At 61.4% G+C, this 13,407-nt stretch carries 12 protein-coding genes; 9 read left to right on the plus strand and 3 right to left on the minus strand.

Translation table 11 applies throughout. The annotated features are described in order from the left end of the window. Nucleotides 1-76 precede the first annotated feature (76 nt). Together Thiowin_RS24610 and Thiowin_RS24615 are read left to right on the plus strand one after the other, a co-directional pair. Nucleotides 77-403 carry a HesB/IscA family protein gene (locus Thiowin_RS24610; RefSeq protein ID WP_328985615.1) on the plus strand — a complete coding sequence of 109 codons (327 nt, stop codon included), beginning with the start codon at nucleotides 77-79 and terminating at the stop codon, nucleotides 401-403. A 13-nt stretch (nucleotides 404-416) separates the two neighbouring features. Continuing rightward, nucleotides 417-875 carry a SufE family protein gene (locus Thiowin_RS24615; RefSeq protein WP_328985616.1) on the plus strand — a complete coding sequence of 153 codons (459 nt, stop codon included), beginning with the start codon at nucleotides 417-419 and terminating at the stop codon, nucleotides 873-875. On the opposite strand, the gene Thiowin_RS24620 is transcribed toward Thiowin_RS24615, so the two are convergent. Beyond that, the gene (locus tag Thiowin_RS24620; RefSeq protein ID WP_328985617.1) at nucleotides 872-1,951 is read right to left on the minus strand and encodes an alpha/beta hydrolase; all 1,080 of its coding nucleotides are present in this window, start codon (nucleotides 1,949-1,951) and stop codon (nucleotides 872-874) included. The two genes, Thiowin_RS24615 and Thiowin_RS24620, sit on opposite strands and share 4 nt — an antisense overlap. 251 nt (nucleotides 1,952-2,202) lie before the next feature. On the opposite strand from Thiowin_RS24620, the gene Thiowin_RS24625 reads away from it, so the two are divergent. From Thiowin_RS24625 to Thiowin_RS24655, 7 genes are all read left to right on the plus strand, one after another. Continuing rightward, nucleotides 2,203-2,436: a hypothetical protein gene (locus Thiowin_RS24625; protein ID WP_328985618.1), complete on the plus strand. Its 234-nt coding sequence runs from the start codon at nucleotides 2,203-2,205 to the stop codon at nucleotides 2,434-2,436. A 115-nt stretch (nucleotides 2,437-2,551) separates the two neighbouring features. Next, nucleotides 2,552-3,355 (plus strand): DUF4351 domain-containing protein, encoded by an 804-nt coding sequence (locus Thiowin_RS24630; RefSeq protein WP_328985620.1) that lies wholly within the window; start codon nucleotides 2,552-2,554, stop codon nucleotides 3,353-3,355. A 172-nt stretch (nucleotides 3,356-3,527) separates the two neighbouring features. Beyond that, complete coding sequence (locus Thiowin_RS24635; RefSeq protein WP_328985621.1) at nucleotides 3,528-5,075, plus strand: sugar ABC transporter ATP-binding protein; 1,548 nt, start codon at nucleotides 3,528-3,530, stop codon at nucleotides 5,073-5,075. Then, nucleotides 5,072-7,417, plus strand: coding sequence for a multiple monosaccharide ABC transporter permease (mmsB, locus tag Thiowin_RS24640; protein WP_328985622.1), 2,346 nt, complete (start codon nucleotides 5,072-5,074; stop codon nucleotides 7,415-7,417). Before Thiowin_RS24635 ends, mmsB begins: the two co-directional genes overlap by 4 nt. Next, a complete protein-coding gene (locus Thiowin_RS24645; RefSeq protein ID WP_328985623.1) occupies nucleotides 7,414-8,781 on the plus strand; it encodes a carbohydrate porin in 1,368 nt (455 codons plus the stop codon). Before mmsB ends, Thiowin_RS24645 begins: the two co-directional genes overlap by 4 nt. A 132-nt stretch (nucleotides 8,782-8,913) precedes the next feature. Beyond that, nucleotides 8,914-10,449 (plus strand): C69 family dipeptidase, encoded by a 1,536-nt coding sequence (locus Thiowin_RS24650; RefSeq protein ID WP_328985624.1) that lies wholly within the window; start codon nucleotides 8,914-8,916, stop codon nucleotides 10,447-10,449. A 244-nt stretch (nucleotides 10,450-10,693) separates the two neighbouring features. Beyond that, nucleotides 10,694-10,999 (plus strand): DUF4351 domain-containing protein, encoded by a 306-nt coding sequence (locus tag Thiowin_RS24655; protein WP_328985625.1) that lies wholly within the window; start codon nucleotides 10,694-10,696, stop codon nucleotides 10,997-10,999. 68 nt (nucleotides 11,000-11,067) lie between these two features. Here Thiowin_RS24655 and glsA read toward each other — a convergent pair whose 3' ends face one another. Both glsA and Thiowin_RS24665 read right to left on the minus strand, forming a co-directional pair. After that, complete coding sequence (glsA, locus tag Thiowin_RS24660) at nucleotides 11,068-12,102, minus strand: glutaminase A (protein ID WP_328985626.1); 1,035 nt, start codon at nucleotides 12,100-12,102, stop codon at nucleotides 11,068-11,070. A 159-nt stretch (nucleotides 12,103-12,261) separates the two neighbouring features. Beyond that, nucleotides 12,262-13,356 carry an amidohydrolase family protein gene (locus tag Thiowin_RS24665; RefSeq protein ID WP_328985627.1) on the minus strand — a complete coding sequence of 365 codons (1,095 nt, stop codon included), beginning with the start codon at nucleotides 13,354-13,356 and terminating at the stop codon, nucleotides 12,262-12,264. Between the last annotated feature and the right edge of the window lie 51 nt (nucleotides 13,357-13,407).

Raw genomic sequence — 13,407 nt, forward strand, 5'->3', positions numbered from 1 at the left:
CCGCTTGAAATTTGTCAATACAAGCATTATTCGCGATCTAAAGAGACACTGACTTCTGCACTTGGAGGGTTACAACATGGCCGTTACACTCACGGATGCCGCCGCGCGGCATGTTTCCGGCATGATCGACAAGCGCGGGCACGGCCTGGGCATTCGCATCGGCACTAAAAAGAGCGGCTGTACCGGCTTTGCCTATCAGGTGGACTATGCCGACGACATTGACGAGGGCGATCAGGTGTTCGAGAGCCATGGCATTAAACTGGTGGTGGATGCCGAGAGCCTGACCCGGATTGATGGCACCGAGGTTGACTTCGTCAAATCCAGCCTGCTCAATGAAGGCTTCGAGTTTCGCAATCCCAATGTGAAGGACGCCTGCGGTTGCGGCGAGTCCTTCAGCGTCTGAGGTCCAAGGTCTCATGTCCAGCCCGCCAGCGGCCGCCTCATCGGCTTCTTCGCCAGCAAGCGAACAGATCGCCGAGATCATCGACACCTTCGAACTGCTCGGCGACTGGGATCAGCGCTACCAGTACCTGGTGGAAATCGGCGAGAAACTCGCGCCCATGGAGCCAGCCGACAAAAGCGACGCCAATCAAGTCAAGGAGTGCATGAGCACCGTGCATGTGGTCGCCAAGGCTGACGCGGCGGGCAACGGCCAACTCCAGTACCAGGGTGATTGCGACACCTCCATCATCAAGGGCGTGGTGGCCTTGCTGGTCGGGCTGTTCAGCGGCAAAACCCCGACCGAGATCGAAGCGTTGGACGTGGACGCGCTGTTCGAAGGGCTCAGGCTCGAGGACCATCTGAGTCCAAGCCGCCATGTTGGGGTCTATGCCATCGTCAATAAGATGAAAGGCCAGGCGCTGGCATTCAGCTAACTCCCGCGACAGGTTTTAAGACGCGGGCACAGAAAATCCAGCATCATCGCGCGCACGCGCGCCGTATCCTCGGGCGCCAATATATCTCCGGACAAGGCATGATGTTGCGGGTCGCTGGTGTTTTCCACTGGTATTAAGACCTTGTCCACCGCGCCGAAGCGCGGAAAGAAACGCTCGATTCCGTTGGCATTCACCACCCGGTCCTCCCGTGCATAGAGCACCAGCACCGGTGCCTTGATGCGCTCGACCGGGCTCATGCGCGCAAGCTTGACCACCCCCATCATCACCAGCAGGGCCTTGCTCGGATAACGCCAGGTCCAGTAGCGGGCGTGTTCCGGGTTGCGCGGCTTCCACTCATAGTCCGGTCCCACCACCCAGCGCACCAGAACATGCGCCCAGGGCCAAAGCAGGATTTCCGACATGGGATCGCGCGGACCATAGTTCGGTGAGAGCAAAACGAGCGCGGCCAGGTCCGCCGCCGCGGACTGTGACGCCAGCCAGGTTGCCAGGGCTCCGCCATTGGAGGCACCCACCAGCACCACGCGCCCGCCGAGTTGGCGACCAATGGCAAGGGCCTCCCAAGCATCGCGCTGCCAGTCGGCCACAGTGGCGGCGGCCAAAGCATCACCGCCGCGGCCATGGCCGCTCAACCGGGCAAAATAGAGATTGGCGTTGAGCGCGGCGGCGACCTCCTCCATTAGCGGCCGGCTCTCCTGACGGCTGGAGGAAAAGCCGTGCAGGTAAACCAGGGCGATGTCAGTGCGCGCGCCGGGCGCCGACGCCCAGCGGATGGTCTTCTCGGTGCCGGGGATCAAATCGGCAATAGCGGCTTCGCTTCGCGTCAGCCAGGCGTCAAGCCTGGACGCCTCCGGAATGCTGGATTCCAGTTTGCTGTTAGCAGGGCTGGCGGGATTGACGGCAGGGTCATCGGCATGCCAGGAAACCATCACTCTCGGCCCCGTGAAGAATACCCAACTGGCCGTTGCCATAACGACCACGAACAGGATGAACAACCGGCGGCGGACAGATTTGGTCTTGATCCGCGCGGCGGCGATAGGCTTCTCGCACCTCGGCATGGCATTCAGACCTCCCAAAATCGCCCCAAAAGCGCCCTGATTTTTGGACAGTAAAAAGTTCCATTGATATCGCTTAAGATGTTTCGACAGGTTATCGACCAAATTGACAAAATCGTGTTCATTTTCGCGCCCGAAAGGTTGAGCCATGTGCTTCGCTTGCACAGGAAAACCCTTATTCTCTATTTATTATTTATGAATCATATACTTAAAGCAACATAAAATAGAACTAAGGAAATGGTGCTGAGTCGTCTGTGTTCCTGTTGGCCCCAGAGTCCCCAGAGCCCTGGTCATTCTGGGATCTGTTTAGTATCAACGGACACCTGATGCTCGCCGACTATTTGCGCCATTCGAGCGTTTTGACCGTCAGCGCGCGCGATTGCACCGATGCCGAGACGGCGCGCGCCTTCCTCATGACGCCCCATCAGTCGTCCGGACCCGGCAATCGAAGGCGCGCTTCACCCGTGGCGACATCCTGGCCGGGTTAGGAATCGAGTTGATCGGCCAATCCGTCTCGCCTTGGCTGTTGGCCATTGGAACGCTCAGCCGACTCTCTTATGCTTGTCCGTTCCCCGGTTGATCGATACAAAAGGAGTGTTAAGCATGTCACAAAACCCCCTGCACCAAACGCGCGGTCCCTTTTTCGCCGCGCAATTGCGCGATGGCGATCCTTATGAACTGAGCAACGGCCATCCCATCGAATGTCTGCCTGCGGGCGGACGCCACGCCCGCGCCAACCTGGTTGGCGGCTTGGCCATGGAAACCGATCCCGAGGTCGAGGACGCCGCCGTCGATGCCGGTTACGCCTTCGGCCCCCAGGATCTGCGCGCTCCGGATATCGCCGTGGGCAATGTGCCGGACGCCCCCGGCTGGATTGCCGGCGTTCCACCGCTGGCGGTGGAATATGCCGACAGCGGACAGGACGAGCAGGAGCTACAGGACAAGATCCGCGAACTACTGGCTGCGGGAACCCGCTACCTGTGGGTGGTGCGCTTGCAAGGCCCGCGTCGGGTCGAGGTGTATGAACCAGGCCAACCCTGCCGGACGTGCTATCCGGGACAAGCGCTCAGCGCGGCCGGGGTGCTGAAAAATCCACTGCCGGTCGAGGCGCTTTACGATCCCCAGGCCGCGCACGAGGTCGCACTGCGCAATCTGCTCCAGCGCAAGGGCTATGACAGCCTGGATGCCGTGCGCGACCAAAGCAAAGCCGAGGGCAAAGCCGAGGGCGAGCTGGGTCTGGTGCTACGCCAGCTCGACAAGCGCCTTGGTGGTCTTGCGCCCGCGCTCGCGGCGCGAATTCGCCAGCTCGACCCGGCGCAACTGACGGCCCTCGGCGACGCGCTGCTGGATTTTGGCCAGGAGCGCGATTTGCAGGCGTGGCTCGACCGCTGCGCTGGCGACGGCTGAACATGCGGGCGCTTGGCGGCTGATGTTCTCGCGGCGGACCAGGATGTGCGCGAGCGAATAGGGCTGGTTCAGTGACATTGGTCAAGGCCTTTTTCGGTGAAATACACCATGCTGAGCCCATCGCCAACACGGCACATCGCCCGGTGATCGGGCAGCACCATCCTTGAGTGGTATGATCGATCCTCGCCCGACACCCTTGCTCGCCATGCGCGGGATCGTCAAGACCTTTCCTGGTGCGAAGGCGCTTAACGGCGTTTCCCTGCACGTCATGGCCGGGGAGATCCACGCCATCTGTGGCGAGAACGGCGCTGGCAAATCGACCCTGATGAAGATTCTCTCGGGCGTCTATCCGCATGGCGCTTTCGAGGGGGACATCCTGCTGCGCGGCGAACCGGTGACCTTCAAGGACATTCGCGCCAGCGAAGCCGCCGGCATCGCCATTATCCATCAAGAGCTGGCCCTGATTCCGGCCTTGTCCATCACCGAGAACCTGTTTCTCGGCCATGAGATCGCCCGCGCCGGGGTCATCGACTGGACCCAAGCCCAGGCCCAGGCCCGCGGCCTGCTTGAACGCGTCGGTTTGCGCGAGGATCCTGATACCGCCATCCAGCACTTGGGCGTCGGCAAGCAGCAACTGGTGGAGATCGCCAAGGCGCTTGGCAAGTCGGCGCGGCTGTTGATTCTCGATGAACCCACCGCCGCGCTGAACGAGGACGACTCCGCCCATTTGCTAACCCTGCTGCGCGACCTGCGCGCCCAGGGGATGACCTGCATCCTGATCAGCCACAAGCTGAACGAAGTGCTGGCCAGCGCCGACGCCATCACCATCCTGCGCGATGGTCAATCCATCGAGACGCTGCGCTTGACCGGCGACCAGACCGAACCGGTCAATGAGGATCGGCTCATTCGCGCCATGGTCGGGCGCTCCTTGGGGGTACGGTTTCCCGCGCGCTCAAGCCCCATCGGCGCGTCCTTTTTTGAAGTGCGCGACTGGACGGTGCGCCATCCCCAGAACCCCGAGCGGCGGGTGTGCAAGGGCATCGGCTTCAGCGTGCGGCGCGGGGAGATTCTCGGTTTCGCCGGGCTGATGGGCGCCGGGCGCACGGAACTGGCACTGTCCCTGTTCGGGCGCTCCTATGGCATTCACGAGCGCGGGCAAATCCTGATGAACGGACAGGCGTTGCATCTGCCGACCGTGGCGGCGGCCATCCACCATGGCATCGCCTATGTGACCGAGGATCGCAAAACCCTGGGGCTGAATCTACTCGATGACATCAAGACCACCACGGTCGCCGCGAATCTCGGTCGGATCAGCCGCCACGGCGTGATCGACCGCGAGCGCGAGGTGGCGGTCGCCGAGGACTATCGCCGCTCCCTGCGCATCAAAACATCCAGTGTCAATGCCTGCGTCGGCCAGCTCTCTGGTGGCAATCAACAAAAAGTGATTCTGGCCAAATGGCTGTTCACCGAACCAGAACTCCTGATTCTCGACGAGCCCACGCGCGGCATTGATGTCGGCGCCAAGCAGGAGATTTACGCCCTGATTCGCCAGCTCGCCGCCAAGGGCAAGGGCGTGATCCTGATCTCCTCCGAGCTGCCGGAGTTACTCGGCCTGGCCGATCGCATCCATACGCTGTGCGAGGGCGCCATCACCGGCGAACTGGAACGCGACCAGGCCAGCCAGGAACGCCTGATGCGACTGATGACGGTGAACCAATGATGACAGCACTCAAACATCTGTTTGGCAGCGATCCGCGCCAGTTCGGCATGATCTTCGCCTTGCTCGCGCTGGTGAGCTTTTTCCAGATCCAGACCGGCGGATTGGTGCTGACCCCGGCCAATCTGATGAATCTGCTCAACGGCAACGCCTATATCCTGGTGCTGGCCGTGGGCATGGTGCTGGTGATCATCGCCGGGCACATTGATCTCTCGGTTGGCTCGGTGGCGGCCTTTGCCGGGATTGTGCTGGCTTTGGCAATCCGCGATTGGGGGTTGGCGCCCTGGCTGGCGGTGCTTTTGTGCCTGGGCGTGGGCGCGCTGATCGGCGCCTGGCAGGGGTTTTGGGTGGCCTATGTCGGCATTCCGGCCTTTGTCGTCACCCTGGCCGGGATGATGCTGTTTCGCGGCGCCAATCAGGCGCTGGGCCACGCCAACACCATTCCGGTGCCGGAGTCGATTCAGTTCCTCGGCGGCGGCTATCTGCCCACCTTCGGTTATGACACAGGATTGAACGATCCGACCTTGATGCTGGGCACGGGCGCCATCCTGTGGCTGGTGATTGGCGGTTGGCGCGCGCGCCAGCGCACCTTGGCCCTCGGCGGCGAGGTGGCGCCCCTGGGCATCCTGGCGGCGCGGCTTGGTTTGCTGGCGGTGGTGATCGCTTGGCTGACCTATCAATTCGCCAGCGGTCGGCCGGGCACGTCCTTTCCGGTGCCGGGGCTGATGCTGGTCAGCCTGGTGCTGCTTTACTCCTTCATCGCCGGGCACACCATTCTCGGCCGCCATGTCTATGCCGTGGGCGGCAACAGTCAGGCGGCGCGCCTGTCCGGGGTCGATACCCGCCGCGTCACCTTCCTGGTGATGATGAACATGTCCATCCTCGCCGCGCTGGCGGGGCTGATGTTTGTCGGTCGCGCGACCGCATCCGGTCCCTTCGATGGCGTGAGTTGGGAGCTGGATGCCATCTCGGCGGTCTTCATCGGCGGCGCGGCGGTCTCAGGCGGCGTCGGCACCGTCATCGGCGCGGTGATTGGCGGCCTGGTGATGGCGGTGCTCAATAACGGCTTGCAGCTCATGGGCGTGGGCGCCGATTGGACGCAGATCATCAAGGGACTGGTGCTCTTGCTGGCGGTGGCTTTCGATGTCTATAGCAAGCGTCAGGGGCGCCCGTCCATCATCGGCTGGCTGATGCGGCAGCGGCCGCAGCCACACCCGCGGTCAGCACAGACCGAAGCGGCCACGCCGGCGGTGCTGCCCGTCGTTCTCGCGGCGCTGCTGCTGGTTGGCTTGGGTGCAGGACTGCTGTGGCTGACCGGGCACCGACCAACCCCAGGGGCGGACGCCGACAGCGCCGCGAGCGGTTTTCCAGCAGACAGCCTGATCGGGGTCGCTCTGCCGCAAAAAACCTCGGAGAACTGGGTGCTCGCGCAGCAGTTGTTCCAGCATGGCCTGGGCGCGGCGGGCTTCCGCTTCGATGTGCAGTTCGCCAACGGCGGCGTGCCCGAGCAGCAAAATCAAATTCAGACCATGGTCGCCAAGGGCGCGAAGGTGATCATCGTCGGCGCCATCGATGGCTCCCAGCTCGGCGGGCAGTTGCGTGAGGCCGAAGATGCCGGGACGCGGGTCATCGCCTACGACCGGCTACTGACCAACACCTCGGCGGTCGATTACTACGTCGCCTACGACAACTTCAAGGTCGGTGTGCTCCAGGGCCAGGCCCTGCTCGAAGGGCTTGCGCAACGCAAGGGGGCGCCGCCCTGGACGATAGAGCTGTTCGCCGGCTCGCCGGACGATGCCAACAGCCAGGTCTTTTTCGATGGCGCCATGAGTGTGCTTGGCCCGCGCATCCAAGACGGCACGTTGGTGGTCACTTCCCGGCAGACGCGCTTTGCCCAAGCCGCCACCCAGGGCTGGAAAGCCGAGAATGCCCAGCGGCGCATGGATACGCTGTTCGCCGGCACTTACGACCAAACGGAACTCGCTGGCGTGCTGGCCCCGAACGATACCCTGGCCCGCGCAATCCTGACCTCGGCGCGCGCCGCTGGCAAGGCGCTGCCCGTGGTCACCGGGCAAGATTCGGAAGTCGAGTCGGTCAAGTCCATCCTGCGCGGCGAGCAGTACGCGAGCATCTACAAGTCCACCAGCGATCTGGTGCGCCAGGCCATCGCCATGGTGGTGGATCTCCAGCAAGGGCGCGAGCCACCTGTGAACGATGATCACAGCTACAACAATGGCGTCAAGATCGTCCCCGCCTATCTGCTCGAGCCGCTGATCGTGACCCAGGCCAATGCGCGGGAGGTCTATGCCCAGGACCCCATTCTTAAACGGATTGTCAATCCATGATGCCACATCAAAGCAACGTGGCTTCCGTCGCGTTTTCCTCCGTGTTGTCCCTCAAGACTCGCGCTGGCTTCCGTTGGCTCGTGCCGCCGCTGATCGGCGCGGTGCTGACTATCCCATCAAACGTGAACGCCAGCGATTTTTCCAGCGCCAATGTGCTCACCGGCGACTGGGGTGGCGCCCGCTCCGCCTGGCAGGCGCACGGAGTCGACATCCGGCTTAACTACACCACGGAGTCCTTGGTCAATGTCGCCGGCGGGGAGAAAGCAGGCGGCACCTACGCGGACAACATCGGCCTGGATGTCCGCTTCGATCTCGCCAAGCTCCTCGGTGTGCCGAGCACGCAACTCTTGGTCAAGCTGTCGCAGCGCGACGGTACGAGTGTGTCCGAGCGTTTCATCGCGCCCTCGCTCGGCGGCAACACCTTCACCGCGCAGGAAGTCGCCGGCACGCCAAATTTCAAGGTGGTCAATGTCCAGTTCAACACCCGCCTGCTCGACGGGCGCCTGGATCTGGCCTACGGGCGACTGGTCGCCAATGATGATTTTTTGAGTTCGTCGCTCTACTGTCAGTTCGTCAACAACGCCTTCTGCGGCAGCCCCAAGGCTGTGTTTTTGCACAATCCCTTCACCTTCAGTGCCTATCCGGTGGCCACCTGGGGCGCGCGCTTGCGCTACGACACCCCGGCGCGCGACTGGACGGTGCAACTCGCGCTCTACGACGGCGACCCGGAACTCAAGCGGGGCGACGCTCGGCTGGCGAGCCAAAACCCGCACGGCACCGACTGGGGCCTTGGCGATAATGGCGTGACCCTGGCCGGGGAGTTGCAGTATCACCGCCATCGCGACTCGGCCACCGCCTTGCCTGGCACCTACAAGCTCGGCGGCTACTATTTGACAGGGGATTTTGACGACCTGTCCGTTTCGCATCAGGCTCCCGCTGGCGATCAGGTGCGCGGCAACGCCATGCTGTGGCTGCTCGGCGAGCAAATGCTCTATCGCACAAGCCCCGACCGTCATCTGTCCGCCTTCGGCTCCCTGGTCGCGAGCCTGGATGATCGCGTCAACCAAATGAGCCACTACCTGAATGCGGGACTGGTCTATCGCGGACTCTTCCGCGCCCGCCCCCAAGACAGCACCGGCTTTGGCCTGGCGGTGGGCTGGTATGGCGATCCCTACAACCGGGGGCTTCAGGCCGCGGGGCAGGCGCGGAAAGACCACGAGGCGGTGATTGAACTCAACCACCGCTTCGCGCTCGGGCATGGCATCGCCATCCAGCCCGATCTGCAGTACATCCTGCGTCCCGGCGGTACCGGCGACATCGACAATGCCCTGGTGATCGGCGCCAAGATCAGCCTGGATTTTTGACTCGACCAAGCGGTACGCGCGCCCTGGTGGCAACCGCGCTCGATTGGGCGGAATCCTCGACACGGATGGCGAATAACAACCGCCAACCAAGAATGCAACCAATTAACCAATCACGCAGCCCACAATACTCCCATGAACAAAAGACTGATCTGTCTCGCCACGGGGCTCTATCTCGCCGGCACACTGCAAGCCGCCCTTGCCTGCACCACCATCATTGTCGGCAAGGGGGCGAGCGTTGATGGCTCCCTGATCATCGCCCGCAACGAAGACACCAGCAATGCCGTGGACCCACAGTTGATCATGCGCCATGATCCCAGCACCGAGGACTACGTCTTCCGCTCCAATTCCTTTGGCAACCCGGCCAACAACCAATTTAGCTGGCAGATGCCGGCGGGTACCCTGGGGTATGTTGCCTTTCCGGAATGGGAAAGCGTGCAAGCCGGCAACCCCTCCTTCGAGGAGGTTGGCTTCAATGACCGAGGCGTCGCCCTCTCGGCCACCGAGACCATTTTCAATAGCGACGCAGTGCTCGCGGTCGATCCCTATCTGGTCGAGACCGGCATCGGCGAGGATGGCATTACCACGGTGGTACTGCCCCAGGCCGCTTCCGCGCGCCACGGCGTGTTGCTACTTGGCTACATCATCGAGCATGTCGGCGCCGGCGAGGGCTTTGGCGTGGCCTTCACCGACGCGCACGAGGCTTGGTATCTGGAAACCGTCTCCGGGCACCATTGGGTGGCCCAGCGCATTCCCGATGATGCCTATTTTGTCTCGGCCAATCAGGGGCGCTTTCAGCAGGTCAACCTCAGCGACCCACTCAATGTGATGGCATCCGCCGGGCTTGCGGTTTTTCTGATCGAACAAGGATTGTACGACCCCAGCCAAGGGCCTTTGGACCTCTTTGCCTGCTGCATCGCGAATGGCACCCATGACCAAACCTATAATTATCCCCGCGTCGAGCGGTTGCTAAGCCTTTATTCTGGTCTGGATGAAACTGGCAAGGACGGTCGCTTCAGCCTGTTCCCAACACCGAGCGAAAAGCTCTCGATCGCCGATGTCGCGCGCGGCTTACGAGATTATTATCAGGGCACGACGCACGACCCCTATACGCATCAAAACCCCCAAGAGCCCTGGCGGCCGATCAGCGTGCTGCGCGCCTCGCTCTCGCACATCACCCAGACCCGCTCCGAGTTGCCCGTCGCTATCGGTCGGGTAAATTACATCGCACTGGGCATGACCGCGCTCTCGGCCTATGTGCCAATTTACTGGGGGTTGAGCGAACTGCCGGCGGAGTACCAGCACGCCAGCGACCAAGCGGATGACGAAAGCCTCTTTTGGCGCTACCGCAAGTTGCAGACCCTGGTGTTTCAGGACTATCCGCGCTTTGCGCCCAAGGTCCAGCAGGCCATCCATGCCTTCGAGCAGGAGAACGCGCGCGAACAGCGCCAGATGGAACAAGCCTATCTGGCCAGTTATCAGCAAGAACCAGCGTTCGCCAAGTCACTGATTCAAAAATTCACCGGCGCCATGCTCACTCGCCAGCGCGTGATGCTCGACCAACTCACCACCACTCTGGCGCGCCAGCTCGACATGCAAGACCTGAGGAATGACGACTATACCCGCATGATCCATGAGATCGAGACCAGCTATCATTTCCACGGGGCCTGAGGGATGTTTGACGCTCGAAACGGCTGACTGTTTGGATCGACACAACAGGAGTTTCCGGTATGTCGCAATATCCCCTGCGCCAAGTACGCGGACCTTTTTTCGCCACGCAACTGCACGATGGCGATCCCTATGAGCTGAGCATCTGTGGATGGTGCGCTTACACGGCCCGCGCCGGGTCTAGGTGTATGAACCAGGCCAACCCTGCCGGACGTGCTATCCGGGACAAGCGCTCAGCGCGGCCGGGGTGCTGAAAAATCCACTTCCGGTCGAGGCGCTCTATGATCCGCAAGCCGCCCATGAGGTGGCGCTGCGCAATCTGCTCCAGCGCAAGGGCTACGCCAGCCTGGAAGCCGTGCGCGAGCAAGGCAAAGCCGAGGGCGAGCTGGGGCTGGTGCTGCGCCTGCTCGACAAGCGCCTTGGTGGTCTGACTCCGGCGCTCGCGGCGCACATTCGCCAGCTCGTCTCGGGGCAGCTCAACGCGCTCGGCGAGGCGCTGCTGGATTTTGGCCAGGAGCGTGATGTCTGGGCATGGCTGACAATAAAAAAATAACGCCCGAGTCGCTGGAGCAGGGCATGCACTGCACCTAGACGAGCATCGGGTTGGCGTTCCACCGTTTTTTACTGAAACAGCCCCAGTCCCAAACGCTGACTAACATACGCAATGGCGCGCATGGCCCTGATGCTATTGCCGGATTGGTTCAGCCGAGGGGAAAAGGCGGCCACGGCCAACTTGGCAGGCGCCACGGCCAGGATTCCGCCGCCCACGCCGGTCTTGGCGGGCAGGCCCACATTGAAGGCCCAGGCTCCAGACTCGTCATAGAATCCGGCGGTCAGCATCAGGGCGAGAATCCTGGGCACATACTCGGCATCCAGCACTTGCTGCTTGCTGACCGGATTGATCCCACCATTGGCCAGGGTCGCGCCCATGATCGCCAGTTGTCTGGCGTTGACGCCGATGGAGCACTGCTTAGTGTATACATCGACACTTTCCATGGGATCGGCGTAGATCCGGTCGTATCGGTGTAGCAGATAGGCAATGGCTCGATTGCCTTGGTTGGTGGAGGCCTCGGAACGATAAACCTCCTCGACCACGTCCAGTTCTTCACCGGCCAGGGTCTCATAAAAACCCTTAATCTTATCGAAGCCTTGATCCGGAGTGTCGGCCAGGATCAGACTGACCGCCGCGATGGCCCCGGCATTGACCAGGGGATTGACGGATCGGGCCTTGAGCAGCTCCAGGGCGAGGACTGAGTTGAACGGCAGGCCGGTGGGCTCCAGGCCGATTTTTTCGGCAATGACCTTGGCATCGCCATGCTCCCGCATGACCAGTGCGGCGGTAAAAGGCTTGGACACGGACTGGATAGTAAAGACATGCTCAGCGTCGCCTGCCGTGTAGACTTTGCCGTCAGCCGTGACCAGGGCCAAACCGAATAACGCCGCATCCACCTTGGCCAGTTCGGGAATGTAGTCGGCATTGGCGCCTTCGGTATTGGCGGCGAAGAGGCTATGGGCTTCCTGGAGAACCTGTCCGAAAATGTCCGTATCAATACCGGATCGAGACCAGGCCGGGGGCGAGAGAAACAGCAGGAATGCCAGGAGAACAGCCATCCTGCTCAGAGTGGCCATGGTGCTTGCGTTCAATCTGTCTTGCATGAGGTCTATTCCTGAATGGTCAGCGAAAGCGAGCGATGCCACGCCACCGCGTTTTCGGTCGGAAAAAAGCGGATTTGACTCAGTTTGCATTTCAGACCTACGCAGCCAAGATTGACCGCGACATGGACAATGGCATGGCCTCCGCGATGGCTCTGTTGACTAGGATGGAGAGGGTATCGGCCCTTGAGGCGCGTCACCCCCAACTCGTGTCAGCAGGCTCAAAAAATTCGTCAGGGCCACCTTGCGCGCCGTGTCAGGCTTCAAGGCATCCAGAAGAGTGTAATATTTTAAAATGTTCTGGTTGTAGGTGGCGAAGTGGCCGATATTGTCGGAACCGATCATGAACCGGTCGGAAAAATCCGAGATCAGGGTCAGCCATTCGGGGCGGATGCGCGGTTCCTGACCGGAGAGCTGCACGTAGTTTTCGTAGATGATCCAGGACAGATCGATATACAGATTGTCGTGTCTGGCGAGCATCTCCCGCAGCAGTCCGGTGTAGGCGGTCTGGTCTAGATCCAGCATTCGTGACAGCCCGGCATGGGCCCAGATGATCACGGTTTTGGGATGACGGGCCAGAGCTTCCCGCACCTCATACACATAAATTGGCTTATCCAGCCGGTTGCGCGAGGTGGCGTTGTTGTGCAGATTGACGGGCAGGTTTTTTTGGCCGGCCAGGTCGTAGACCGAGTCCAGGGCCGGGTGGTTGGCCCGGGCCGTTTCACCGTAGGTCAGGTTGGTCAGGTCGTCGCGGTGTCCGAAAACCTCGCCCACGCCTTGCCACAGACCAGGGTATTCCGCCAGCATTCTCTCCACGTGCATCACGGCGTGTTTGTCAGTGGCGTTGAACCCGCAAATAAACGGATGGAAGCGGGAACGGACCTGGCTGGGCAATTCCAAAAAACGCCTAGCAACCACGAAGTCCGTGGCTGAATACCAGTAGGCCCGGGCGTTATCGTCCAGGTAGTACTTAGGTTCTTCCGGCTCCGCGGCATCCCATTTCTTGACGAGAGGCATGCCGGAAAACATGATGTGATCCACGCCCGCCGCCTTCATGGACTGCAATAAGGCGTCCACTCCCTCGGTTTTCTGCAGAAAATCCGCATAGTGAAAATGACTGTCCGCAATCGAATGTCTGATGGTTGCGTCCGCGCCAAAATCCGGCGCGGCCAGGGCCGCGAACGGCGCTGATATCCGCTGGGTTCCGCCAGCCAATAGTCCTGCGGCGGTGATTTTTAAAAATGATCTGCGATCCATGTCTGCTCCTTGTGTTAGCAATGAATCAGCGCAACGGCCCGGGACATTGAG

The sequence above is a fragment of the Thiorhodovibrio winogradskyi genome (genome assembly GCF_036208045.1).
GTDB lineage: Bacteria > Pseudomonadota > Gammaproteobacteria > Chromatiales > Chromatiaceae > Thiorhodovibrio > Thiorhodovibrio winogradskyi.

Bases quoted from the DNA above. Each gene is read 5' to 3' on its own strand.
- Thiowin_RS24645 (WP_328985623.1), top strand. From the start codon at position 7,414: ATGATGCCACATCAAAGCAACGTGGCTTCCGTCGCGTTTTCCTCCGTG.
- Thiowin_RS24635 (WP_328985621.1), top strand. From the start codon at position 3,528: ATGATCGATCCTCGCCCGACACCCTTGCTCGCCATGCGCGGGATCGTC.
- Thiowin_RS24630 (WP_328985620.1), top strand. From the start codon at position 2,552: ATGTCACAAAACCCCCTGCACCAAACGCGCGGTCCCTTTTTCGCCGCG.
- Thiowin_RS24665 (WP_328985627.1), bottom strand. From the start codon at position 13,356: ATGGATCGCAGATCATTTTTAAAAATCACCGCCGCAGGACTATTGGCT.
- Thiowin_RS24620 (WP_328985617.1), bottom strand. From the start codon at position 1,951: ATGCCGAGGTGCGAGAAGCCTATCGCCGCCGCGCGGATCAAGACCAAA.
- Thiowin_RS24650 (WP_328985624.1), top strand. From the start codon at position 8,914: ATGAACAAAAGACTGATCTGTCTCGCCACGGGGCTCTATCTCGCCGGC.
- Thiowin_RS24615 (WP_328985616.1), top strand. From the start codon at position 417: ATGTCCAGCCCGCCAGCGGCCGCCTCATCGGCTTCTTCGCCAGCAAGC.
- glsA (WP_328985626.1), bottom strand. From the start codon at position 12,102: ATGCAAGACAGATTGAACGCAAGCACCATGGCCACTCTGAGCAGGATG.
- mmsB (WP_328985622.1), top strand. From the start codon at position 5,072: ATGATGACAGCACTCAAACATCTGTTTGGCAGCGATCCGCGCCAGTTC.
- Thiowin_RS24610 (WP_328985615.1), top strand. From the start codon at position 77: ATGGCCGTTACACTCACGGATGCCGCCGCGCGGCATGTTTCCGGCATG.